Origin of the sequence: Brevibacillus sedimenti (assembly GCF_020923495.1) — a bacterium.
Taxonomy (GTDB): Bacteria; Bacillota; Bacilli; order Brevibacillales; family Brevibacillaceae; genus Brevibacillus; species Brevibacillus aydinogluensis.
Genome location: NZ_CP064048.1, coordinates 2,472,977 through 2,494,939, shown reverse-complemented (window position 1 = coordinate 2,494,939; position 21,963 = coordinate 2,472,977). Strand labels below are relative to the sequence as shown.

The window sequence follows — 21,963 nt, the reverse complement described above, 5'->3', positions numbered from 1 at the left end:
GATATGGTTACATTTCCCGCACACCCGCATGATTATCCCCGCAAGGCACCCATCCGACTGAGGTAATGTAACATCGTTCCACACCAAGCTCCACCGATGCGGCGGCATCTGCTTCTGCTATGAGCCTGCTTTGTCAGACTGGCTGTTAAACCTGTTCAGCAGTTTGTTTCGGCGACTCGTCCGGACGATCCCGGCGGATTTCCGCGGCGCGGACGGCTCGTGCCAGCTCGCCCACTCTTCCATTAAAAAACCGGTCCGGATAAACGGTCCGTACTCCGTCCAGCAGCGACTGCTGTGAAACCGGGAAACCCATTGCTGAAGCTCGACAATGGTCATGCTCCTCTTCCTTCCTTTTTCTGCAATCGCTGGTATACTATACGGTGGTGAAAAGAGAGTCAATCAGAGAGACAGGAGGGAGAAATCATGAACAATGTATGTGTCTACGCCGGCTCCAATCCGGGCGTCGATGCAGTGTACGCCGAGACGGCCCGAAAACTTGGCCAAGAGATTGCCCGGCGGGGACTGGGGTTGGTCTACGGCGGCTCCAACCTGGGGCTGATGGGCTGCACCGCAAATGCCGTGCTGGAATCTGGAGGCACAGCGATCGGAGTGATGCCGCGCGGATTGTTTCGCGGCGAAATGGCCCACACGGGATTGAGCCAGTTCTACGAAGTGGCTGACATGCACGGGCGGAAAGCGAAAATGGCGGAGCTGTCGGATGCCTTTATCGCCCTCCCCGGCGGCTACGGTACGTGGGAAGAACTGTTTGAAGCCGTCAGTTGGTGCCAGTTGGGCATCCACCAAAAACCGGTGGGCATTCTCAACGTCAACGGGTACTACACGCCGCTCCTGCAGATGATTGGGAACGCCGTAAGCGCCGGGTTCATGCCCTCCTCCCACGCCGACCTGCTCGTCAGCGACAGCGACCCGGCCCGCCTGCTGGACAAACTGGCCGCCTATCAACGGCCGGAACTGTCGAACAAGTGGGGGCAAAAAGACGAATAGGGAAATGAAAGAATAGAAGGAGTCGAGCCATTTTCACGATTCGGACATGGCTCGACTCACGCTCTTGTTCATATGTGGAAGGTATGGTGGAAGTCCTTAAAGTACACAAACGGTCATCAACGTTGATTGCTTTCCATGTAATTCAAGTAGTATGACAATGCCTCAGCCGTTCCGATCGGATAGACAATCACATCAGGCTGGATGTGGGGACTGCTTGCGATCAGGCGAGCCCCTTCGTCCACAAGCGTTTGCAGGGTGGCTCTGCGGAAAACCCCTTTCTTGACCTGCTCTTTCTTCATGGCAATGACCCCGGATACTTCATCTGTTTTCAAGTGTGTGAGTGACGATCTCAATGTTGCCTGATAGATGACCAGGTAATAGATCTCCCCTTCCCTGGGACTACCGCTCGGATGTATCATTTCATAAATGGCCAGCGGTTTGCATTCATCTGTCATGGTAATGGTCCGGATTTCCTTGTCTTTGGAGATGTACACCGGATTTACGGGTGAACACTGTATGTGCACCTCCGCTCCGATTTCTTCCATCGCTTCTCTTTTTCCGCACGACAGCAAATCTTCTCCTGGTTCCAGATGACCGCCAATTCCAGCGTAAAATAATTCATTTGAAGTGAACTTGTGTCTTGTTCCAGCTAGAAAGAACACATAGTTTTCCTGTTCATCCAGCAGCGCAAGTCCAACGCCAATCTCCGCATGATTGGGCACGTAACGGAATACATCACTCATACGAACCTCTCCCTGCATGATTTTCATAAACAAGCCATCCAATTCCATTCTATCGTCTCCGGCATCCTGGCAAATGCGACGCGAACACATAAACCAACGAAATCCTTCTCAACCGGCACTTTCAGAATTTCGTGATTTTACCGATACATGAGGTGTAGGGAAGGAGGCGCGCGGCACCTGAACCGAAGTCCTCGTTCCCGTGAACACCCTGCCTCAGTGGCAAGCTGCGAAAAGGAGACTGGTACAGATGAAGGCGGTAAAAAACATCACCTTTTATTTTTCCGGAGGCGAATCCGTTACCATCCGGTCGAGCGAACCGGAAGAGATCGTCCAGATGATTGCCAACCTCAGCGACGGGTGGCTTCAATACGATGACATCGTGATCAACGTACAAAACATTTCCTATCTGCGCATTACCGACGCCCAATGATCGGCATGCACCTTTTCCAGCCCCGGCGACGCGTTCCGGGGCGTCACTTTGGCTTAAAGGCTTCAGATCACCCCCTGGCCGATCACGGTTCCCCAGCCGTTCCGTTCGCGCCGTCCTTTTTCCCGTACAGGCACGCATGGGCAGCCGCCCACATATGGATAGGAGTAAGCATCCAGACGTGGAGGTGGCAGACGTGTCCAGCATCTTAGCGGCGCTTTCCCTGTTGTTCAAGGAACTCATGCTGTTTGTGGCCTACGTCAAGAACAACGCGTTTCCCCAGCCACTGCCCGATACAGAAGAGGAAAAATACCTGAAGCTGATGGCAGAAGGGGACCCGTACGCGCGCAACAAACTGATCGAGCACAATCTGCGGCTTGTGGCCCACATTGTCAACACGTTGTAAACACGATCCTCGGAAACGAGCATTAGGTCGCCAGCCGGCTGCTTCAACCGTTTGCAATCTGCTCCTGTATTCGGTATATGCGTACATATTCCTCCCTGGTCAGCGAAAAGGTCGAGGGCGGCGGCGTTATCACGTGAATGCTGCTTTTTTTTGCTCCCGGCATCTTGATGAATTCGGCCCCTGCGGCAGCATTCATCCGCGGCTGCTTCAGGCTCTCCCACCGGATTTCCTCAGCTGTCTTGTCTGCGTTGTTCTCCCTCTCTCCCCTTTCCCCTCCCCACGGTTAAGTCACATTCATTCGAATGATCAGTTCCTTTGTTACACGCTTGTCCCAGAAATCTCTTTATTGACTCAAGTGTCTTAAGTGATATAATACACTCAGAACGATTGCTTAGAGTAGCTGCAGCCGTTTCGACCGGAAAGGGGGGGAGACGTTTGAATGAATTTCGGTACGGTCCGATTCGGTTTGTGCTGGACTACAGCCAGCCTTTATATGAGCAAGTGCTGGAACAGTTCCGCAATTCCATTGCAAGGGGAGAAATCGCTTTGGGAGAAAAAATACCTTCCGTTCGGGAACTGGCGCAGGCGCTGAAAATCAACCCGAATACAGTGTTGCGCGCTTACCAGGAACTGGAGCGTGACGGGTTGACGGAGACGCGGCGGGGACAGGGAACGTTTATAACAAACAATGCGAATCGGGTCGCGGAAGTTCGCCAAATGTTGGCGGAGCAGGCAACGACGGATTTTTTGAACAAAATGAAAAGTCTCGGACTGACAAAGGATGAAATACTGCGTTTGTTGCACGAGAAGGAGGACGATGGGCTTGACAGCTAACGCGATTGTCTTCGACAGATTGACGAAGTACTACGGCAAACGCCGCGGGCTGAACGAACTGACTCTTGCGATTCCTGAAGGAAGCATCACGGCGATTCTTGGGCCGAACGGGGCCGGGAAGTCGACAATGATGCGCATCATCGCGGGAATGACGGTTCCCGATCAGGGGACAGTGAACGTGTTTGGCCGGCAGCCCGGGTGGGAGCGTAACCATTTGATCGCCTACCTGCCCGACCGGGCGCGATGGTACGGCGGCCACACGGTGGCAGACGCCTTGGAGTGGGGAGAACGGCTGCTTCCGGGATTCAACCGGGATCGCGCTCACCAACTGGCGAGTGATTTCAAACTGGACGTGGAACTGGAAGTCGAAGGCATGTCCAGAGGCCAGGAGGCTCGGCTGATGCTCGTGCTGTGTCTGGCTCGCGACGTGCCGCTGCTTGTGCTGGACGAACCGTTCTCGGGCATCGACATGATCTCGCGGGAGCAGATCGTGCTGTCCCTGATCGATGCCTTCAGCGAACGGAAGCAGACAGTGCTGATCAGCACGCACGAAATCGGAGAAACGGAAAGTCTGTTCGACTATGCGGTGTTCATTCAGGACGGTCGGGCCGTATTGTGCGGCGAAGTGGAGGAGCTTCGGGCGCAGCGGGGCTCGATGCGGGACATTTATCGCCAACTGTTCGGTGATTAAGGGGGACGGATATATGAGCGAAAACACGTTTCGTTATTTGCTTCGGCACGAATTCCGCCTGGAATTGCGGAAGTTTTTCCAGAAGAAATGGATGGCGAAGTATGGCGGAGTCATCGTCCTGCTGTTGGCGGCGGCATTGACTGTCTGGAAAGAACGGGGAGGTTTTCGGACGGAGTATTTGTTGTATTTGGCCTATATGCTTCCTTACCTGACCTTCATGATTTCGTTCCGGGTGCTGCTGCGGGAGTGGAAAAACGGGACTGTCGGCTGGTGGATTACGCTGCCCTATTCCCGCTCCACACTGCTGCTGGCCAAATTTGGCGCCGCATTCCTGCACATGCTGCTCGTCTACGTGCTGTTTTTCGGAAGCCTGACGCTTCTTGTCCTTTACAACGCAGCGGTTCACGGGCTTGGAACCGCGCCGCTGCACAACTTGTTCGCTGGTGAAGCAGTCTTCGCGACCGTTCTGTTGGGCTTGGCCCCGTTCATGCTGGCGCTTGGCCTGCTGACGGCGGCAGTCGCCCATTCACGCTGGGTAGTGTTGACGCCGCTTCTGTGGATCCTGTTCGGTCTGTCAGCCAACACGCTGACATGGGTGGCCGGAAACGTGCTCTCCAAGCAACCGGATGCTTGGGTGTCAGCAGTTTTGCCCGGATGGATCTACCCGGCGATTCCGCTCGTCTGGGCGTTGGCAGGGCTGACTTTAACGGGTGCAATTCGCATCGTTTCCCGACATTTACGATTTTAAGGAGGAATTCCTTTGAAACCTGCAATTGAAATACACGGTCTCGGTAAATCATACGGCAGCAAAATGGCGCTCAAAGACATTTCGTTCACCGTCCGGGAAGGAAGCTGCTTCGGTCTCCTCGGTCCAAACGGCGCCGGCAAATCGACGACGATGAAAATTTTGGCTGGTTTGCTCGAATTCGACGCGGGAGGTGTGAAGGTGCTCGGCGAAGACATTCGCCGTTCCGGCGACCGGATCAAGGCAAAGCTGGGATATGTGCCGCAATCGATTACGCTGTACGAGAAGTTGAACTCGCTGGACAACCTGACCTATTTCGGGGAAATGTACGGAGTACGGGGCGGCGAACTGAAGAAACGGATTCGTGAGGTGCTGGAGCAAGTCGGCCTGGCAGACCGGGCAAAAGATCCGATCGCTTCCTTCTCCGGCGGGATGAAACGCCGGATCAACATCGCCGCCGCACTGCTGCACAAACCGAAGCTGATCATTATGGACGAACCGACCGTAGGCATCGACCCGCAATCACGGAACCACATTTTTGAAATGATTCGCTCTTTGAAGCGGGAGGGCGTAACGGTGCTGTACTCCACTCACTATATGGAAGAAGTTGAAGCATTGTGCGATCGCTTGGCCATCATCGACCACGGCAGCGTCATCGCCCAAGGTGAATTGAACGAGGTGCTCGACCGATTTGGATCACAGGCCGTCTACCTGGAACTGGCGGAAGGCGAACGGCCGCCGGCGCTTCCGGGCTTCGACGAACCGGCGGCGCAAGGGCGCGGCTGGCTGCTGGAAACGGCGGCGCCGCTCGATGCGCTCGCCTGCTGGGCTTCCGCATGCAAAGAGCGATCGCTCAACGTCAAACGGCTGGAAGTCGTCCGTCCATCGTTGGAGACCGTGTTTCTGGCGTTGACCGGAACGACGCTGCGCGATTCCTGAGTGGAACCTGAAAGGAGATCTTACAATGTGGAATGTAGCACGCAAAGAATGGAAGCTGCTGCTTAAAGAGAAAGGGTTGTTTTTCTGGCTGATCGTACTGCCGATTGCCTTTATCGTATTGTTTGGCACCATCTTCAACGGCGCCGGCAATACGTCCCTCAAGATATCCTACATTGACCTTGATCAGACAACCGCCTCCAGGGCGTTCATTCAGGCAATCGAAGACGCCGGCGGCTACAAGATGGTTGAGGCGGTCGAGAGCGAGATGGCGGACAAAATTCAACAAATCCGCGACGGCAAGGAAACGGTGCTGCTCGTCATTCCAAGAAAATTCGGGCAAGGGATCGAGTCCCAAGAAGGAAAGCAGACATCGGTAACGGTCTATCGCGACGCCGCGGCCGAAGCTGCTGCCGGCCCCCTGCTCGCCATTCTTGAAAACCTGGCGAACGGTTATCGGGACAACAAGGTGAAAGCCGCTCTCCAGGCGACGGCGCGGTCCAAGTCGTGGCAGGAGCAGGTCATGGCCGCGCCGTTCCGCATCGACGACAGACCGGAAAACGCTTTGACCAACAGCAGTATTTCGCAATATGTACCCGGCTATACCGTCATGTTCGTCTTCTTCGTCATCATTTCGATGATTCGGCGGTTTATGAGCGACAAGGAATCGGGCATGATCGCGCGTATGCGCAGCACGACGATCAAGCCGATCAGCTACCTGGCGGGCATGTGGCTGGCCTATCTCGCGGTGGCGCTGATCCAATGCACGGTGCTGCTGTTGTTCGGACACTGGGTTTACGGCTTGCAGCTCGGCGACATCACTGCAATCGCCTTGCTGGTGTTCGCGCTTGCGCTGTGCGGAACGGGGCTTGGCCTCGCACTGTCAATGCTGGTCAGGAGCGAAAACCAGGGAATGGCACTCACGCAGTTGTTGACGATGGGCGGGGCTGTGCTCGGCGGTCTCTGGTTCCCGATCGACCTTATGCCGTCCACGATGCGCGCGATCGGTCATTTCACGCCGCAATTCTGGGCGCAGAAGGCGTTCCAGGACATCATCGTTCGCGGCATGCACACCGCAGACATATGGCAATCGCTGCTCGTACTGGCGGCTGTCGCGTTGGCGGGACTTGCGGTAGCGCTGCTGCGATTTAAAGCTTTCCTGAAAACGGCGCTCGGATAATCGGTGCCTTGAAAAAACCGGTGACAACTCGCGAAAAACGAGTGTTACCGGTTTTTTATACCATGAGCGGAGCCAGTCCAATAACGTTGCCCACCTGCCGTTCACCTCTGCCACACTGGCATGTCGTTTGCGCTCTTCTCAAAAAAACCGGCAGCAAACTTCATCCACCAGGCGGATCAGATACGCTTCCGTGATCTTCTCCTGGCGGATGAGATTCTCAACGCGCAGCTTTTTTCCGGCTATCACAACACAGGCACAGGTTTGTGACATTCCGTCCGATAGCGCCATCCGCGGCAACTCCGCTCCCCTGACCTATTGAGGAAAGAGAAATGCACCTTTGTCGAAAACATCGATCGGTTGTGTTAGGACAATCGACCGGCGGAATAAGGTGTATTGAGGTGAGGAGCATGGGACGAATGTCGACCATCAAAATCGTATATGTGCCGCAGCCTTTTGCGGTTCCCCCCCCTCGAGCGCCTTATCCGCCAACGAGGCCAAATACGCAGTTATCGACTATATCTTAAAACGATTGATTTTTAAAACCGACTGAATAAGCCGGTTTTTTTGTTGCTTCGGGTGTCATTGGTTGTATTAGCAAAGATTGAAGGGAGCCTGTTTCATCATGTACACCGCAATCTACTCAAGGGTTTCAACGGGCATGCAGGCGTCTGAGGGAACCAGTCTTGATGCGCAAGTTGAGATTTGCATTCGAAAAGCGAGAGACATGGGGCTTTCCGAAAAGATGCTAAAGGTATATCGCGAAGAAGGTTTTACGGGCGAGGACATCGACCGACCGGCGATGAATGACTTAAGGCAGGATGTCGCGCAGGGAATCATCAATCGATTGATTGTTACACATCCCGACCGATTGACCAGAGATTTGACCGATAAATTAATCCTCTGCCGAGAATTGGAGAGAAGCGATGTTGAGATCATCTTCGTGGATACGGAGTACCGAAACACTCCGGAGGGACAGCTCTTTTTCAATCTCATGAGCTCCATTGCCCAGTACGAGTTGTCGTTGATTAAAAAACGGACGGTGCGCGGCCGACTCAAAGCGGTGGAGAAAGAGAAAAAAATTATGCCGATGCGGACGGCTCCGTACGGTTATGACCTGAGCGGGCATACGTTGGTGATCAATGAGGAGGAAGCAGAATTTGTCCGCAAAATGTATCACTGGTATGTCTATGATCATTATACGCTGCGGGAGATCGGGGAACGTCTGTATTCGCTCGGAGCCGTGCCGAAACGCGGTGAAAGCCGGAACTGGAGTGCCAGTTCCATTCGGCGCGTGTTAACGTCGGAAGTGTATATCGGCAGGTTTTATTACAATCGGCGGGAAACACGCAAAATCCGCGGAGAAAAAACGAAGAACGGGAACCCCAAAAAAACGGTTACGTTCCGCGATGAAAATGACTGGATTCTGGTCGAGGTTCCTCCCATCATTGACCCGCAGGTTTTCGCCCTGGCGCAGTCGCGGAGAGAGAAAAACAAAAAGAAATCGGGAAACGTCAAATATGATTACTTGTTAAAATCCATGATCCGTTGCGGACATTGCGGCCGGATGTGGCAGGCAACGACGTATAGCGGGCGAACTCATAAAGAGACAGGGGAAAAGATCCGTTACACGTGTTATCGTTGTCCAAACAAAACTCCAAAGCGGTATGGCGAAGGCGTCGAAAAGTGTCCAACCCGAACGCTGCGCGCCGATATGCTCGACGATTTCGTATGGCGGTTAGTCCTGGAAACGCTGTCCAATCCCGCTGATTACATCGAACGGTTGCAAAACCGATCGACAGAGCTTCATATGGAGCTGCAGTCTGCTGCGGAGAATATCAAACGGCAAATCGAGCAGAAAGAAAAGGAAAAAGAAAAGATTAAACTCATGTTCAAGCGAGAAGTCATCGACGAACAAGAGATGCTCAACGAAATGCGGCACATCAACGCCGGGTTAACGTCGCTAAAGCAAGAACTCTCCGGCTATGAAAAGCAACTGTCCGAAGTGTTGGAAAGAAAGCTTTCCGCCACCCAAGCGGCTCAGCTGACGCAAACGATTCGAACGTTTGTAGAGAGCGGCGGCGATCAACTCAGCTTTGCGGATAAGCGCCATATCGTGGAAACGTTGGTTGATGAGATCCTGATCCGCTTTGATGGCGACGAAGTGCAAGTCACGGCCGTCGGCGCCCTTGACGAGTTGAAGCGGCAGCAGTTCCTTTCATCTGGAAATGGCATCGAATTGTGTTCACATCCTCAAAAAGTTTGAAAACACCGGCGAAGACAGCGAAGACCTGATTTCCATCGGGACGATCGGACTGATCAAAGCCATCGAGAGCTACCAGGTAGAAAAAGGGACCAAACTGGCGACGTATGCCGCCCGCTGCATTGAAAATGATCTCCTACTGTCAATCGGGATGCATCTGAATCAGAAGGTGTAGACGGCGATGTGATCCTGAAAGACCTTGACCTCGCGTACGACATGGCGAATCAGTTCCCGTTTATCTTCAAACGTAAGCTCCTCAGGCGCCTTGGACAAGTAGTAGTTGGCCGCTTCCCAAAGGACATTCCGGTTCTCCCCCGTTTCCTCCATGCGTTTCACCCGCTCCTGCCATTCTGCAAGCTGCTGCACCAATCGCTCTTCTTTGTTCTTCAGCTCTTGCAGTTCCTGGCGAAGCTCCTCTTCTCCCAGTGCATCTTCCCCTGACGCAAACAGCTTCAGCAACCGCTTGCGGCCGACTCTGGTTTTGTTCAACTCTTTCGTCAGCCGGTCCATTTCAGCTTGCTCAAACGAGGGTTCGTCGCGCTGCTCAACGGCTGCCGCCATTTCCTCCGGCTGATTCAGCCAGGTTCGGATGGTTTCCCACACTTCCCGGTCCAGCTCGTCGCACTTCACGCGCCGCCCGCAGCCGCGGTGTTTGGCTCCCGCCGTGTTTTTGATGTCCGTGTACTCGTAGACGTCCCTCCCCCAATGCTTTGTCTTTCGCCCGGTCATCGTATTGCCGCAGTCGCCGCAGCGGACCAACCCGCTTAACAAATAGGAATGAAGCCGTCTGCCGGCCCATCGCCTCCGCGCTTCCTTCAGCATTTTTTGTGCCAGCGCAAAGGTGGATTCATCGACAATCGCAGGGCACGGGAGTAAAATCCACTCTTCTTTTGGCCGCTGTCTCATCCGGACTTTCTCCTCGGGCGAACGAAACCTGTTTCCCAGCATCCCCTCCGTATTCCAGCGATTTTGATAAAATTTCCCGATGTACGCTTCGTTCATCAGAATCTGCCGAACCACTTGCCGGTGCCACACTTTCGCTCCCCGTTTTGTCGGCACTCCCTTGTCCGTCAGGTACTTTGCAATTCCATTGATGCCCTGCACCAGGCCGTTGGGCTGTGTGAAAAGATCAAAGATGAGCCGGATCACCACGGCCTCGTCCTCTTTCACCACCAATTGCTCGGTGGCGGGATCATAGCCGTATCCGTAGATTTTAAAATCCCGCAGCACTCGACCTTGCCGCGCCTTTTCCCTCCGTCCCCGGCTCATCCGCTCATTGATCTTGGCTTTTTCAAATTCCGCGATGGCCCCGCGCATGCTGTAAAACAGCTGCCCTTCCGGCGTTTTGGCGTACTCTCCATTGACAAACACCAGCTCAACCCCGCGTTTGTCAAATTCATCCGTGATGATCAGCTGGTTCATCAGCTTGCGCGAAAGCCGGTCCGGGTCCAGGCAGATTACTTTTGTAATCAAGCCTTCTTTTACATCATGCCGCAGTTTGGTGAGGGCAGGCCGGTCGAGAAACTCACCCGATACGTCATCGACGTATTCGACCACCTCGCAGGTCCCCGCTTTCTTCCGGCACTCCCTGATTTGGTCGTTGAGGCTGAATCCGCTTTTCGCTTGTTCCTCCGTACTCACCCTGGCGTAAATCCCGACCATTCAGCTTCTCCCTCCTGTATTTTCCTGACAAGTACTGATAACAGGCGGATCGGAGACTGTGAGCAGAATCTCCAGGTATGAGCTGTACACGCACCGCACATCCCTCCCTGTCAGAAGGTATGCGGCTTGGGCTTGTCAAAAGTAGCGGATTGGCAAACAAAGCGAAATTGGACTGCCAGCCCTCGTCCATTTTCAAAATGTACATGTTGATTTTCTCATTTACGAAATACTATCATAATAGTAACAATTTTGAAATGAATGTTCTGAAATACGGAACACCACTCTGCGGCGGTCTGTGCATGACCAAATCTTCACCCGTAGTCGTTGGGGTCCATCTTTTGATTGGCTGGGGAGGATCAAGGGGCTCATGGTACAACACAAGAACAAGACACTTGTCAAATCGATGGAAGTGCTGAATCTGTTTCTCCAACACGCGAAACTAAGCCTCAATGAGATGGTAGAACTGTCGGGCATGCCCAAAACGTCCATTCACCGCATGACAGGGTCGCTGGAAGAGATGGGATTCTTACAGAAAAACGAAGACGGCAGCTACTCGCTGGGGTTGACATTCCTGCAGTTCGGCCAATTGGTGGCCGAGCGATTGGATATCCGCCAAATCGCGTTGCCATTGATGAAAACCTTGCGGGATCAGGTGGACGAGGCTGTCAATCTGATCGTTCGCGACGGGGACCAGGCCATGTATATTGAGAAGTTGGACACACTGCATCCGGTCCGGCTTTATACGAAAATTGGCAGAAGATCCCCACTCTACGCGGGAGCCTGTTCCCGCATCATCCTCGCCTTTCTGGACGAACAGGAACGTGAACAGTATATAAACGCGACCACGCTGGTTCCATACGCTTCCGGAACCATTACGGACAAGCAGCGGCTCCGGGACGTACTCGCCGAAGCGCGGAAAAACGGCTATACCGTCAGCTATTCGGAACTGGAGGAAAACACCGCGGCGGTGGCGGCGCCCATTTTTGACCATCTCGGCCGCATCTGTGCCGGATTAAGCATTGCCGGTCCGGATGTTCGATTCGGCGACGAGCGGCTGCCTGAATTAATCCAGGTGCTTAAGGAGACTGTCAGACGGATTTCGTACGAGCTCGGCTGGCGAGAGAATGTGACGTTGAGGAGATAAGCACAACACAGACACACCAGTCACGGATTGCACGCCAACAAGCGGCACCCGCCGCTGCCACATACGACGGTCCGCATACGTTTGACAGTAAACTCGAGATTCTGATGCATCTGCGCAGTTTGAAAAAAACCAAAAAGGACGTGTCGCTGCACGACCCCATCGGAACCGACAAGGAAGGGAATGAAATCACCCTGATCGACGTGCTGGGCACGGAGATTGACGAGGTCGTGGACACCGTGCAGCTCAAGCTGGAGTCAAACAAGATCTACCAGCACATCCACATCCTCGATGAGAGGGAAAAAGAAGTGATCATTGGCCGGTTCGGTCTGGACCAGGACAAAGAGAAGACACAGCGGGAAATCGCCCGCGAGCTGGGCATTTCCCGTTCGTACGTGTCGCGGATCGAGAAGCGGGCATTGATGAAGTTGTTTAATGAGTTTTATCGGACGAAGCAGACGCAGGGCAGGTAGGAGAAAAAGGATGTGATTGACAGAAAATCAATCACATCCTTTTTCTGCATTGTAGCAGGTTTCCCGGCTGGCGCCGCAGGATTGGCGCAAGCGGTTCTTGCAGGGGCTGCAACTGTGACTACGCTAGCGGGTATCACTGGAGATGCGTATGCAACCTACTCTCGTCTGCAAGCGAGTGCAGAAGTTGCTGCCAACCTTGCCTCAGCCCAGAAAGTGATGAATTACAAAAATTGGACGAATACGAAGTTTACTTTAGTGAGTGGATATTAAATAATAAGAAAAAAGCCATTAGTCTGTATGGTCAAGACCCCATTTTGTAGACACTTAAAAAACCCCCGGCCGTTAGGCCGCATGCTGACGCCTGTACTCGACTGGCGTCAGCTTATTTAATTTGATTTGCAAACGCTCCTCATTGTAAAAACGAATGTACTCCTCAATTCGTCTTTGCGCCTCATCCAAACTTCGAATATCATAAGGATAGAGAGCTTCTGCCTTTAAGTGCGAGAAGAAACTCTCCATAGGGGAATTGTCTAAACAATTGCCCCTTCGGGACATGCTGATTCGGGCGCCAACCTTTTGCAGCATGTCGTGGTATGCATGGGACGTGTACTGGAAGCCTTGATCGCTGTGTACGATCAGTCCAGTCACGTCCTTATGCTTTTCAAATGCTTTCCGAAACGTCTCCAGGACAAGGACATTGTCATTGTGTAAGCTCACATGGTGCGCCACGATTTCGTTGTGAAACAAGTCTTTAATCGCAGATAAGAAGATACGTTGATCTCCTACACGAAACTGGGTAACATCGGTGACCCACTTCTGGTTCGGTTTCTCGGCTGTGAAGTCACGCTTCAACAAATTTTCGGCAACACGACCATCTGATTCAGCCGCTCGATACGTGCTCCGATACGCTCGCTTGCCACGAATAATGGCTTTCAGCCCAAGAATTTGCATGAGTCGTAACACCTTCTTATGATTCACAACCTTGCCGTATTGACGAAAGAGTTCCGCTTGAATTCTTCGATACCCATATATTCCTTTTCGTTCATCATAGATGGTTTGAATCTGCTGTTTCAGTTCTCCGTCTCTATCCCACTCCTTCTGTGCAAGATACCGATAATACCCACTCCTCGATACACCAAGAAGTTTGGAGAGTTCGGTAATCGGGTACAATGCTGCCACATTCTCCATCACACGATACTTTTTTCTTACACCTCCCGCATCCAGATTTCCAAACACTTTTTTAGAATTTCGTTCTCCCGTTTCAATTTTTTCACATGTCGATCTTGATCGATGTACTCTGGACGTCGTCCACGCTGATCCAAAAGACCGAACTCCCCAAGTTGTTTGTATTTCCGCATCCATTTTTTTACTCGATCCTTATCCTGGATTCCTAAATGCTCAGTGATACGTCTGTATGTCCACTTCTCCTCTACATGCAATCGTATTGCCTCCATTTTCAACGACAAAGGATAATGCTTGAACTTTTGACCTTTGATAGCCATAAAAAATTCACCCCTTAAAGTAACATCGGTTATCCCAAGGGGTTTTTCCAATGTCTACTTTAAGGGGTGCACTCTAGTATGGACAATGGCTTTTTTAAACCTTCAACGACTATGGATCGAGGTGCGAAAATGGATAAGAAAGTTGTTTTACAAATCACTATCTTAATCTTGTTTATCTCGCAAGTGATCGGAATGTTTTTTTTGGATGTTCCTCTTCCCGTACTAGTCTTACTTGCCGGAGGGGCTCTTGGTTCTTTAGTTTGTTTTTATATTATTACAAAACATTCTCAATAATGCATGTATGACTATAGATAACAAATTACCAGCCATGGCTTGAAGAAGTTCAACATAGAGTTTGGAGAGCAGCTTACCTTTGAACCTCTCTCGGGTAACGATCTCCAAGAAAACCTAATTTGGAGATATAACTCCGGGGGCTGCCGGAAAGCGATTGGCTCCGGTTGGAAGAACAGTTCCATCGGAGCAAACGAAAGGCTGCCTGAATACAGGCAGCCTCCGTTTGTTGACAGCGTCTGTGCGGCTCTGATTAAAAATCGTAGTTGCCGGCGTTTTCCTTGGTGAAGTCGCTCGGCGGTCCCATGATGACGGTTTTGCCGTCTTCCTTCACTTCGATCTTGCCGACGTTCGCCACCTCCTGGCCGTCGGTCGGCTTCTTGCCTTCCGCCAGGTCTTTGGCCAGGGTGACGGTCAAATAGCCCAGTTTCACCGGGTCCCACAGCGTCGCCGTATCGAGCGATCCGTCTTCCAGGAACGGTTTCGAGTCCTTGGGCAGCGCCACGCCTACGAGCGACACCTTGTCCTGCAGGCCTTTTTCCTGGATCGCCTGAGCTGCACCGAGCGGCGCCACCGTGGAGTAGGCCAGGATGCCGTTCAGGTCGGGGTTGGCCTTCAGCAGGTCAAGCGTCTTTTGGTACGCCACCTGCTGTTTCTCGTCCGTGCCGATCTTGTCCCCGATGATCTGCAGGTTGGGGTACTTCTCGGCAATCTGCTTTTTCGACCAGTCGATCCAGGTGTTCAGGTTTTGCGCCGACAAGCCGCCCGTCACGATCGCCACTTTACCGCTGTCGGTGCCCATCGCCTGGAAAAGAAGGTCAACCATGTGGCGTCCGTACACTTCGTCGTCGATTTGATGGACGGACAGTTCAACCACCGAAGGATCGGCTGGCGTGTCCCAGTCCATCACCTTGATGCCTTGATCCTTCGCCTTTTTCAGCACCGGCGTCAGCGCGGCGGCGTCGTTCGGCGCGACGGCGATCACATCCACCTTTTTGGCGATCAGGTCCTCGATCACCTTCACCTGCTGCGCGGCGTCCGGTTGGGTCGGGCCGGTGTAGATCAGCTCAACGCCCAGTGCGTCTGCTGCCTGCTTTGCCCCTTTTTCCGACGCGTTGAAGTACGGGATACCGACCAGTTTGGGAACGACGGCGATTGTCAGCTTGCCGTCGCTTTTCCCCCCTGCCGCGCCATCAGCAGGAGCGGCCGGATTTTTCTGTACGGCACAGCCCGTCATCAAGCCCAGTGTCAGCAAAACGGAGACGGAAACAGACAGCATTTTGTTCATCTTTTTCATCAAAACTCCCCCTGTGTCTCTTGATCAGAGATTTTGTATTGGACATAAGGTGAAAGAAGCGGATGACTTTATAGGTTCGGCAGCATCCCTCCCTTCACGCGGTCTGACTTTGCTTGCGCTTTGCTGAGACATAGTTGATCAGCAGGACGCCAATCAGGATGGTGCCCATCAGGATGTCGATGACCATGCTGGAGACGCCCAGCAGATTCAGCCCGTTGGAGATGATCTGGAAAATCCCCACGGCCAGCACGACTCCGATCACTTTGCCGTACCCGCCGGAAATGCTGGTGCCGCCCAGGACTGCGACCGCGATGCTTTGCAGCAGGTACGAGCTGCCGATGTCCACCTTGGCAGAATTGTAGCGGCTGGTCATGATGATGGCCGCCACCGCGGTCATTAATGCGGCAAACAGGTAGACCAACAGGACGACCCGGGTCGTGTTAATCCCGGAAAACAGCGTCGCCGTCGGGTTGTTGCCGAACATGTAGACGCTGCGGCCCCACGCTGTCTTGTTCAGCAGAATGGACAGGATCACGGCAATCACCGCAAAGATCAGGATCGGAATCGGAACGACTCCCAAGAGGCCGTTGCCGATCAGTGAGTAGCTCTCCGGAAAGCCGGAAATGCTGTTGCCTTTTGTCAGCAGCAGGACAATCCCCTCAAACAAAGTCATCGTGCCCAGCGTGACCAGAATAGGGGAAACGCCGACGACGGCGATGAAAAATCCGTTGAGAAGCCCCCCGGCCAGCGCAGTGGCGAAGCCGGCCAGGATGGAAACCGGCACGGAATACCCGTTGGTCAGCAGCATTGCCACGATCACGCCAGCCAGCGCCGCCAGGAAGGTGATCGACAAATCGATCCCCGCCGTCAGCAGCACGACCATCATTCCCAGCGACAATATGCCCAGTTCGGGGAGTTGAAACAGCATGTTGATCAGGTTGTACGTGTCAAAAAATCCCGGGACAAACAGCGTCATCAACAGAAACAGTCCCGCAAACACGTAGCCGAGAATCCATTCTTTCGAGAGAAAATTCATGTCCTCACCCCGCTCCTACGCCTCGATCTCGATTTTTGCCCGGTTGGCTTCCTCGCGCTTCCGCTTGATCACGTCATAGGTGACGGCGATCAAGATAATCGCGCCGGTCACGATATCCTGCCAGAATGTATCGACATGGGCGAGGATCAGACCGTTCTGCATCACACCGAGCAGCAGCACACCCAGGATCGTTCCCGGGATGGAACCGTAGCCGCCCATGATGTTGGCCCCGCCCAGGACGACGGCGGCGATAACGGTCAGCTCGAAGCCGTTGAACCCGTTCGGGTCCACCCCTTTGGTGTACGCGGTTTGCACGATCGCGGCAATGCCCGCCAGGCAGCCCATGTAAGCGTATACAAACAACTGTACGGACTGCAGGTGAATCCCCGCCCGCATTGCCGAAACCGGATTGCCGCCCATCGCCACGACCGAGCGGCCGATGACGGTGTGATTCAGCAGAAACCAGGTAAACAGCGCGACCGCAAAAAAGATGAGGATGAGAACCGATACCCCGAAAGGTTTCCATTGGGCGAAGCGGAGAAACGCTTCCGGCAAATCGCTGCTGTTCATGTACGCCCCGTTTGTGACGTACAGCGTGGCACCGGCCAGGATGCTTTTGGTGCCCAGCGTGGCCACGATCGGTGGAATCTTTGTTTTGGCGACGAGCAGCCCATTTACCAGGCCGAACAGCACTCCCTCGAGCGGCGCGGCGAGAAAAATGGCGGCCAGACTCCATCCGCTGTCGTGCAGCGAAACGGCCAATTTGCCGATGATGACGGTGATGGCGGCCGTCACTGCAGCGACGGAGACGTCAATCCCGCCGGTGATGATCACCAGCGTCATCCCAATTGCGAGGATTCCCAGCACGGCATTGCCCTTCAAGATGTCGAGGATGTTGTCCGCCGTCAAAAAGACGGGACTGGTGACCGCCAGCGCCGCGGACAGCAGCAGCAGGATGACTCCGATTCCAAACTCGCTTGATTTCAGGATTTTGTTCATAATCCGACCGCCTCATTTCCTTTTGCCTTTGGTCGCCCGATCAAAGCCAGGTTCATGATTTTCTCCTGGGTCGCTTCCTTTATGGACAGTTCCCCGCTAATCGTCCCTTTTCGCATGACCAGCACGCGATCGCTGACGGCCAGCACTTCCGGCAAATCGGACGAGATGACAATCACCGCCAGCCCGTTGGCAGCCAGAGAGCGGATCAGTTTGTGAATTTCCGTCTTCGCCCCGATGTCGATCCCGTTGGTCGGTTCATCGACGATCAGGATGCGCGGGTTTGTCGACAGCCATTTGGCAATGACCACTTTTTGCTGGTTTCCGCCTGACATGTTGCCGGTGGCCATCTCCGGGATGGCGGGGCGAATGTCCAGCGAGCGGATGTATCCCTCGGCCAGTTTTGCCTCCTGATTTCCGTCGATCCACCCCAGGCGGTTTTTCAACTGCTTGAGGATCGGCAGGGAGACGTTGCGGACGATCGACTGCTGCAGGATCAGTCCTTCCCGCTGCCTGCTTTCCGGCACATAGGCGATGCCCAGTTTTACCGCCTCCGCTGTGGATGAAATGTTCACCACATTTCCGTTCAACCTGATCTCGCCCGCGTCCGGCCGCTGCAAGCCGAACAACGCATGCGCCAGCTCCGTTCTGCCCGAACCGACCAGCCCGGTGATGCCGACCACTTCCCCTTTTCGCAGGGTAAACGAGACGTCCTTGAAATGGCCCCGCTTGGACAGCGAGACGACTTCCAGGACCGGCTCGCCCGGCTGCGTCTCCTGCCTCGACACCGCCTCCACTTTTCGTCCGACCATCAGTGCGATCAGCTTATCTTCGTTTAGCTCTTCCCTGGCGTACGTGCCGACGTACTTCCCGTCCCGCAGCACGGTGAACCGGTCCGACACCTTGAACAACTCCTCCATCTTGTGGCTGACAAACAGGATGGCGATGCCTTTTCGTTTCAAGTCGTCAATCACCTTGTACAGCAGCTCCACTTCGCCGGACGAGAGCGACGAGGTGGGCTCGTCCATGATGATCAGCTTGGCCTCGAAGGCAATCGCTCTGGCAATGGCGACGAGCTGCTGCTTTGCGATGCTCAGCGTGTCCAGGCGGGCGTCAGGATCAATGCCAAACCCCCATTCGTTCAGGATGCGGGCGGCCAGCTCCCTCTTTTCTTTCCGCTTGACCAGGCGAAATGGTCCTTTTCCGGCATCGCGGCCCATGCAGATGTTTTCCGCCACGCTCAGGTTGGGAAAGAGGCTCAAATCCTGATAAATGATGGAGATGCCCTGCAGGGTCGCGTCCAGCGGCTTTTTGATCTCCACTTCCTTGCCGTCAAAGAAAAAGCGGCTTCCGGGGTCGGGGTGATACACGCCTGCCAGGATTTTGATCAGCGTCGACTTGCCCGCCCCGTTCTCTCCGATCAAGGCGTGCACTTCACCTGCACGCACCGCCAACTGCACGTCGTCGAGCGCCTTCACCCCCGGAAACGTCTTGCTGATGTGTTTCATTTCCAACAAATACGGCTGCATCGTCCACACCTCCGTCAGTCATGTGCCGCGGCTGTCCCGTCCAAATATTCGCGCAGTCCGCGTTCGGCGATGAAGGACCGCACTTCCGCCAGTGTGGGGATGCCCACCTGGGCGCCGAAACGGGTTGCCTTCAGCGCACTGACAACGCTTGCAAAACGGGCTGCCTGAAACAAGTCTTTTCCGTCGGCCAGCGCACAGGCCAGCGCGCCGGAAAACGTGTCACCGACGACTGTGTCCACCGCCTGAACCGGAATCGCTTCGATGTACTCCGAGCGTTCCGGGGTGAAGACCAGGCAGCCCCGCTGCCCCATCTTGATGATCGACCGGGAAACGCCGAGCGACTGGAAGTACCGGGCCGCTTGCCGGGCGTCGTCGGGACCATCAATCTCAATGCCGGTCATGTACTTCGTCTCCTGCTCGTTCGGAATGACGATGTCAGCGTACTGCAGCGCCCGCATCGTGATGCCTTCCGCCGGCGCCGGGTCGAGAATCACCAGACTGCCGTTCTCCTTGGCCTTCTGCATCGCGTAGACGACCGCCCGCTCGCCCGTTTCCATCTGCGTCAGCAGGATGCGGCAGGACTGGAGCTCGGGGAGCACCTTGTCGACGTCCTCCGGTGCCAGGTCCGCATTGGCCCCGCGCACCACCAGCATGGTGTTTTCCGCGTAGGCGTCAATCGTGATCATCGCCGTCCCGGTCTTGGCCGCTGCGCTGCGCTTCACCCCCGACACGTCGACGCCGTTGGCCTTGAGCTCCGCCAGCAGCCGATCGCCAAACGAGTCCTGTCCGACCGATCCGACCAGCAGCACCTTTTTGCCCAGCCGGGCGATCGCGGTCGCGGCGTTGCCGCCCTTGCCGCCCGGGAGGATGTCTAACGTCTCGCCAAACAGCGTCTCCCCTCTGCGGGGGTACGTCTTGGTCCTGATTACCATATCCGTGTTCAAACTGCCAACCACGCAAATTTTCATGTCAAACGCTCCGTCCATTTTTTTACCGATTTCAATTCCTTCATCAGGGTTCCCCGTCCAAAGGTGTCGTGAAGCTCCTTGTACAGCCGGTAGAGCCGGTCGTACGTCTGACGCGCCTGATCATCCGGCCGGTAGACGACGGAGTGGCCGTCTTTCATCTGGCTGGCCGCTTCCATGATCGAATCGTAGCCGCCGGCGTTTGCCCCTGCAGCGACCGCGCCGAACATGGCGGCGCCCAGCGCGGAAGCATTGGGGCTCGAAACTGCTTCCACCTGCTTGCCTGTCACGTTGGCGAAAATTTGCATCAGCAGGCGGTTGTTGACGGACAAACCGCCGCAGGCGTACAGCTTGCGGATGGGGAGGCCCCCGTTTTCAAACGCTTCGATGATGGTGCGCGTGCCAAACGCCAGGCTTTCCATCAGGGCAAGGTAAATCTCTTCCGGCTTCGTCTCCAGCCGGATGCCGACGATCAGGCCGGACAGGGAGGCGTCGTTGAGCACGGAGCGATTACCGTTCAGCCAATCCAGCGCGATGAGCCCGCTCTCTCCCGGCTTGATCGCCCTCGCTTTTTCTTCCATGAGGGCGTACAGGGACATGCCCCGCTGTTCCGCTTCCTGGTGATAGGCAGCTGGCACGCCGTGACGGATAAACCAGGCCAACGTGTCGCCTCCGGCAGCCTGCCCAGCTTCGTATCCATACAGTCCGGGGAGAATCCCGTCTTCCACAACGCCGTTTATCCCCGGGATAAACAGTTCCTCTTCCGCCATCACCATGTGGCAGATGGACGTTCCCATCACCATCAGCATCTGACCGGGTTCGACGATCCCCGCCCCAGGCACGCTCGCATGGGCATCTATCGTGGCCACGGCGACAGCCACCTGTTCCGTCAGGCCCAGCCGACGGGCCATCTCTTCCGTCAGATGGCCGGCGTAGGTGCCGACCGGGCAGATCGGGGTGGCAATCTTGTCACGGACAAAATGCTCCATGTCCGGATGAAGGGCTTTCAAAAAATCAGACGGCGGGTAGCCGTTCCGTTTGTTCCAGGTTTCCTTGTACCCCGCCGCGCAGGAGTTGCGCTTCAATTCGCCCGTCAACTGCTGGACGATCCAGTCCCCCGCCTCCACGAAGCGGTCTGCCGCATGGTACACCTCGGGGGCTTCGCGCAGAATCTGCAGTACTTTGGGCAGGAGCCACTCAGACGAGAGGGAGCCGCCGTAATAGCGGAGAAACGCTTCTCCTCGCTCCCGTGCCAGCGCGGTGATCTCGTTTGCTTCCGGTTCTGCTGCGTGGTGCTTCCACAGTTTCACCCAACTGTGCGGGTTGCCGCGAAAGGCGGGATCGGCGCAGAGCGGTTCTCCGTCAGCGCGGATCGGCAGTATCGTGCAGGCGGTAAAGTCCACCCCTATGCCGATCACCTGCTCCGGTCTGGCCCCGGCCTCTTTCATGCAGGCTCGGATCGTATCCACCAGCGCATCCAGGTAATCCTGAGGGTCCTGCAGCGCCCATTCGCTGTCCAGCCGAACCGACGTACCCGGCAGCGTCTCCACGATTACGCCGTGGGTGTACGGTTTGGTTGCAATCGCTTTCACTTCTCCGTTTGCTGCATCCACTAGAACGGCGCGAGCCGATTCCGTTCCAAAATCAATTCCAAACACCAGCTTGTTCTGCATCTCGGCTCCTCCTGAATCGATTGATGCTTTGTTTGTCCCACATATTATCCGCATTTTTTTGCTTTTTCAATATTCCGAAACCAACAAAAGAGAAGCAATCCCACACGATTTTGCGGAATTGCTTCTCTTTTCCAGGCGAAAATGTTGGGTTGGAAAACAGAAAAGAACCCA

At 54.7% G+C, this 21,963-nt stretch carries 23 protein-coding genes and 2 pseudogenes; 14 read left to right on the top strand and 11 right to left on the bottom strand.

Going from position 1 to position 21,963, the window contains the following annotated elements:
* Positions 1–151 precede the first annotated feature (151 nt).
* Positions 152–336 (bottom strand): annotated as a pseudogene (locus IRT44_RS12185) (hypothetical protein); the annotation flags it as partial.
* 87 nt (positions 337–423) lie between these two features.
* On the opposite strand from IRT44_RS12185, the gene IRT44_RS12180 reads away from it, so the two are divergent.
* Positions 424–1,005 carry an LOG family protein gene (locus IRT44_RS12180; RefSeq protein ID WP_230076745.1) on the top strand — a complete coding sequence of 194 codons (582 nt, stop codon included), beginning with the start codon at positions 424–426 and terminating at the stop codon, positions 1,003–1,005.
* Positions 1,006–1,121: 116 nt separating this feature from the next.
* Here IRT44_RS12180 and IRT44_RS12175 read toward each other — a convergent pair whose 3' ends face one another.
* The gene (locus tag IRT44_RS12175; protein WP_171565386.1) at positions 1,122–1,796 is read right to left on the bottom strand and encodes an NUDIX hydrolase; all 675 of its coding nucleotides are present in this window, start codon (positions 1,794–1,796) and stop codon (positions 1,122–1,124) included.
* 199 nt (positions 1,797–1,995) lie between these two features.
* Between IRT44_RS12175 and IRT44_RS12170 the strand changes: the two genes are divergently transcribed.
* From IRT44_RS12170 to IRT44_RS12130, 9 genes are all read left to right on the top strand, one after another.
* Positions 1,996–2,178 carry a hypothetical protein gene (locus tag IRT44_RS12170; RefSeq protein ID WP_171565387.1) on the top strand — a complete coding sequence of 61 codons (183 nt, stop codon included), beginning with the start codon at positions 1,996–1,998 and terminating at the stop codon, positions 2,176–2,178.
* Between the two features lie 193 nt (positions 2,179–2,371).
* The gene (locus IRT44_RS12165) at positions 2,372–2,581 is read left to right on the top strand and encodes a hypothetical protein (RefSeq protein WP_230076744.1); all 210 of its coding nucleotides are present in this window, start codon (positions 2,372–2,374) and stop codon (positions 2,579–2,581) included.
* 435 nt (positions 2,582–3,016) lie between these two features.
* Positions 3,017–3,415, top strand: a complete 399-nt coding sequence (locus IRT44_RS12160; protein ID WP_171565388.1) for a GntR family transcriptional regulator — start codon at positions 3,017–3,019, stop codon at positions 3,413–3,415.
* Positions 3,405–4,106 (top strand): ABC transporter ATP-binding protein, encoded by a 702-nt coding sequence (locus tag IRT44_RS12155; RefSeq protein WP_230076743.1) that lies wholly within the window; start codon positions 3,405–3,407, stop codon positions 4,104–4,106. The genes IRT44_RS12160 and IRT44_RS12155 overlap by 11 nt, the downstream gene beginning before the upstream one ends.
* Before the next feature lie 13 nt (positions 4,107–4,119).
* Positions 4,120–4,854, top strand: coding sequence for an ABC transporter permease subunit (locus IRT44_RS12150; RefSeq protein ID WP_171565390.1), 735 nt, complete (start codon positions 4,120–4,122; stop codon positions 4,852–4,854).
* A 12-nt stretch (positions 4,855–4,866) separates the two neighbouring features.
* Positions 4,867–5,790 (top strand): ABC transporter ATP-binding protein, encoded by a 924-nt coding sequence (locus IRT44_RS12145; RefSeq protein ID WP_171565391.1) that lies wholly within the window; start codon positions 4,867–4,869, stop codon positions 5,788–5,790.
* A gap of 25 nt (positions 5,791–5,815) precedes the next feature.
* Positions 5,816–6,967 (top strand): ABC transporter permease, encoded by a 1,152-nt coding sequence (locus IRT44_RS12140; RefSeq protein ID WP_230076742.1) that lies wholly within the window; start codon positions 5,816–5,818, stop codon positions 6,965–6,967.
* Between the two features lie 622 nt (positions 6,968–7,589).
* A complete protein-coding gene (locus IRT44_RS12135; protein ID WP_171565393.1) occupies positions 7,590–9,230 on the top strand; it encodes a recombinase family protein in 1,641 nt (546 codons plus the stop codon).
* Positions 9,193–9,402, top strand: a complete 210-nt coding sequence (locus tag IRT44_RS12130) for a sigma factor (protein WP_171565394.1) — start codon at positions 9,193–9,195, stop codon at positions 9,400–9,402. The genes IRT44_RS12135 and IRT44_RS12130 overlap by 38 nt, the downstream gene beginning before the upstream one ends.
* Here IRT44_RS12130 and IRT44_RS12125 read toward each other — a convergent pair.
* Positions 9,390–10,889: a recombinase family protein gene (locus tag IRT44_RS12125; protein ID WP_171565395.1), complete on the bottom strand. Its 1,500-nt coding sequence runs from the start codon at positions 10,887–10,889 to the stop codon at positions 9,390–9,392. The genes IRT44_RS12130 and IRT44_RS12125 overlap by 13 nt on opposite strands.
* A 367-nt stretch (positions 10,890–11,256) precedes the next feature.
* Here IRT44_RS12125 and IRT44_RS12120 point away from each other — a divergent pair, with 367 nt between their 5' ends.
* The 3 genes and pseudogenes from IRT44_RS12120 (at position 11,257) to IRT44_RS12110 (ending at position 12,773) form a co-directional block, all read left to right on the top strand.
* Positions 11,257–12,033 carry an IclR family transcriptional regulator gene (locus IRT44_RS12120; RefSeq protein ID WP_171565396.1) on the top strand — a complete coding sequence of 259 codons (777 nt, stop codon included), beginning with the start codon at positions 11,257–11,259 and terminating at the stop codon, positions 12,031–12,033.
* A gap of 95 nt (positions 12,034–12,128) precedes the next feature.
* Positions 12,129–12,503: pseudogene (locus IRT44_RS12115) on the top strand (sigma-70 family RNA polymerase sigma factor); the annotation flags it as partial.
* Positions 12,504–12,515: 12 nt separating this feature from the next.
* On the top strand, positions 12,516–12,773 hold the full coding sequence (locus IRT44_RS12110) for a hypothetical protein (protein WP_230076741.1): 258 nt from the start codon (positions 12,516–12,518) through the stop codon (positions 12,771–12,773).
* A 72-nt stretch (positions 12,774–12,845) separates the two neighbouring features.
* On the opposite strand, the gene IRT44_RS12105 is transcribed toward IRT44_RS12110, so the two are convergent.
* Complete coding sequence (locus tag IRT44_RS12105) at positions 12,846–13,691, bottom strand: IS3 family transposase (RefSeq protein WP_230076740.1); 846 nt, start codon at positions 13,689–13,691, stop codon at positions 12,846–12,848.
* A gap of 17 nt (positions 13,692–13,708) precedes the next feature.
* Complete coding sequence (locus tag IRT44_RS12100; RefSeq protein WP_171566349.1) at positions 13,709–14,005, bottom strand: helix-turn-helix domain-containing protein; 297 nt, start codon at positions 14,003–14,005, stop codon at positions 13,709–13,711.
* Positions 14,006–14,083: 78 nt separating this feature from the next.
* On the opposite strand from IRT44_RS12100, the gene IRT44_RS12095 reads away from it, so the two are divergent.
* A complete protein-coding gene (locus tag IRT44_RS12095; protein WP_230076739.1) occupies positions 14,084–14,299 on the top strand; it encodes a hypothetical protein in 216 nt (71 codons plus the stop codon).
* A gap of 250 nt (positions 14,300–14,549) precedes the next feature.
* Here IRT44_RS12095 and IRT44_RS12090 read toward each other — a convergent pair whose 3' ends face one another.
* From IRT44_RS12090 to IRT44_RS12065, 6 genes are all read right to left on the bottom strand, one after another.
* Positions 14,550–15,593, bottom strand: coding sequence for an autoinducer 2 ABC transporter substrate-binding protein (locus IRT44_RS12090; protein WP_230076738.1), 1,044 nt, complete (start codon positions 15,591–15,593; stop codon positions 14,550–14,552).
* A gap of 94 nt (positions 15,594–15,687) precedes the next feature.
* Positions 15,688–16,629, bottom strand: coding sequence for an ABC transporter permease (locus IRT44_RS12085; RefSeq protein WP_171565399.1), 942 nt, complete (start codon positions 16,627–16,629; stop codon positions 15,688–15,690).
* Positions 16,630–16,644: 15 nt separating this feature from the next.
* Positions 16,645–17,628: an ABC transporter permease gene (locus IRT44_RS12080; RefSeq protein WP_230076737.1), complete on the bottom strand. Its 984-nt coding sequence runs from the start codon at positions 17,626–17,628 to the stop codon at positions 16,645–16,647.
* On the bottom strand, positions 17,625–19,154 hold the full coding sequence (locus IRT44_RS12075; RefSeq protein WP_171565401.1) for a sugar ABC transporter ATP-binding protein: 1,530 nt from the start codon (positions 19,152–19,154) through the stop codon (positions 17,625–17,627). The genes IRT44_RS12080 and IRT44_RS12075 overlap by 4 nt, the downstream gene beginning before the upstream one ends.
* A 14-nt stretch (positions 19,155–19,168) precedes the next feature.
* Positions 19,169–20,122, bottom strand: a complete 954-nt coding sequence (rbsK, locus tag IRT44_RS12070; RefSeq protein ID WP_171565402.1) for a ribokinase — start codon at positions 20,120–20,122, stop codon at positions 19,169–19,171.
* Positions 20,119–21,792, bottom strand: a complete 1,674-nt coding sequence (locus IRT44_RS12065; protein WP_171565403.1) for a ribulokinase — start codon at positions 21,790–21,792, stop codon at positions 20,119–20,121. The genes rbsK and IRT44_RS12065 overlap by 4 nt, the downstream gene beginning before the upstream one ends.
* Between the last annotated feature and the right edge of the window lie 171 nt (positions 21,793–21,963).

Bases quoted from the DNA above. Each gene is read 5' to 3' on its own strand.
- IRT44_RS12130 (WP_171565394.1), top strand. From the start codon at position 9,193: ATGGCATCGAATTGTGTTCACATCCTCAAAAAGTTTGAAAACACCGGC.
- IRT44_RS12090 (WP_230076738.1), bottom strand. From the start codon at position 15,593: ATGAAAAAGATGAACAAAATGCTGTCTGTTTCCGTCTCCGTTTTGCTG.
- IRT44_RS12170 (WP_171565387.1), top strand. From the start codon at position 1,996: ATGAAGGCGGTAAAAAACATCACCTTTTATTTTTCCGGAGGCGAATCC.
- IRT44_RS12100 (WP_171566349.1), bottom strand. From the start codon at position 14,005: ATGGCTATCAAAGGTCAAAAGTTCAAGCATTATCCTTTGTCGTTGAAA.
- IRT44_RS12135 (WP_171565393.1), top strand. From the start codon at position 7,590: ATGTACACCGCAATCTACTCAAGGGTTTCAACGGGCATGCAGGCGTCT.
- IRT44_RS12075 (WP_171565401.1), bottom strand. From the start codon at position 19,154: ATGCAGCCGTATTTGTTGGAAATGAAACACATCAGCAAGACGTTTCCG.
- IRT44_RS12120 (WP_171565396.1), top strand. From the start codon at position 11,257: ATGGTACAACACAAGAACAAGACACTTGTCAAATCGATGGAAGTGCTG.
- IRT44_RS12125 (WP_171565395.1), bottom strand. From the start codon at position 10,889: ATGGTCGGGATTTACGCCAGGGTGAGTACGGAGGAACAAGCGAAAAGC.
- IRT44_RS12095 (WP_230076739.1), top strand. From the start codon at position 14,084: ATGGACAATGGCTTTTTTAAACCTTCAACGACTATGGATCGAGGTGCG.
- IRT44_RS12140 (WP_230076742.1), top strand. From the start codon at position 5,816: ATGTGGAATGTAGCACGCAAAGAATGGAAGCTGCTGCTTAAAGAGAAA.
- IRT44_RS12080 (WP_230076737.1), bottom strand. From the start codon at position 17,628: ATGAACAAAATCCTGAAATCAAGCGAGTTTGGAATCGGAGTCATCCTG.
- IRT44_RS12065 (WP_171565403.1), bottom strand. From the start codon at position 21,792: ATGCAGAACAAGCTGGTGTTTGGAATTGATTTTGGAACGGAATCGGCT.
- rbsK (WP_171565402.1), bottom strand. From the start codon at position 20,122: ATGAAAATTTGCGTGGTTGGCAGTTTGAACACGGATATGGTAATCAGG.
- IRT44_RS12180 (WP_230076745.1), top strand. From the start codon at position 424: ATGAACAATGTATGTGTCTACGCCGGCTCCAATCCGGGCGTCGATGCA.
- IRT44_RS12105 (WP_230076740.1), bottom strand. From the start codon at position 13,691: ATGGAGAATGTGGCAGCATTGTACCCGATTACCGAACTCTCCAAACTT.
- IRT44_RS12150 (WP_171565390.1), top strand. From the start codon at position 4,120: ATGAGCGAAAACACGTTTCGTTATTTGCTTCGGCACGAATTCCGCCTG.
- IRT44_RS12085 (WP_171565399.1), bottom strand. From the start codon at position 16,629: ATGAATTTTCTCTCGAAAGAATGGATTCTCGGCTACGTGTTTGCGGGA.
- IRT44_RS12175 (WP_171565386.1), bottom strand. From the start codon at position 1,796: ATGGAATTGGATGGCTTGTTTATGAAAATCATGCAGGGAGAGGTTCGT.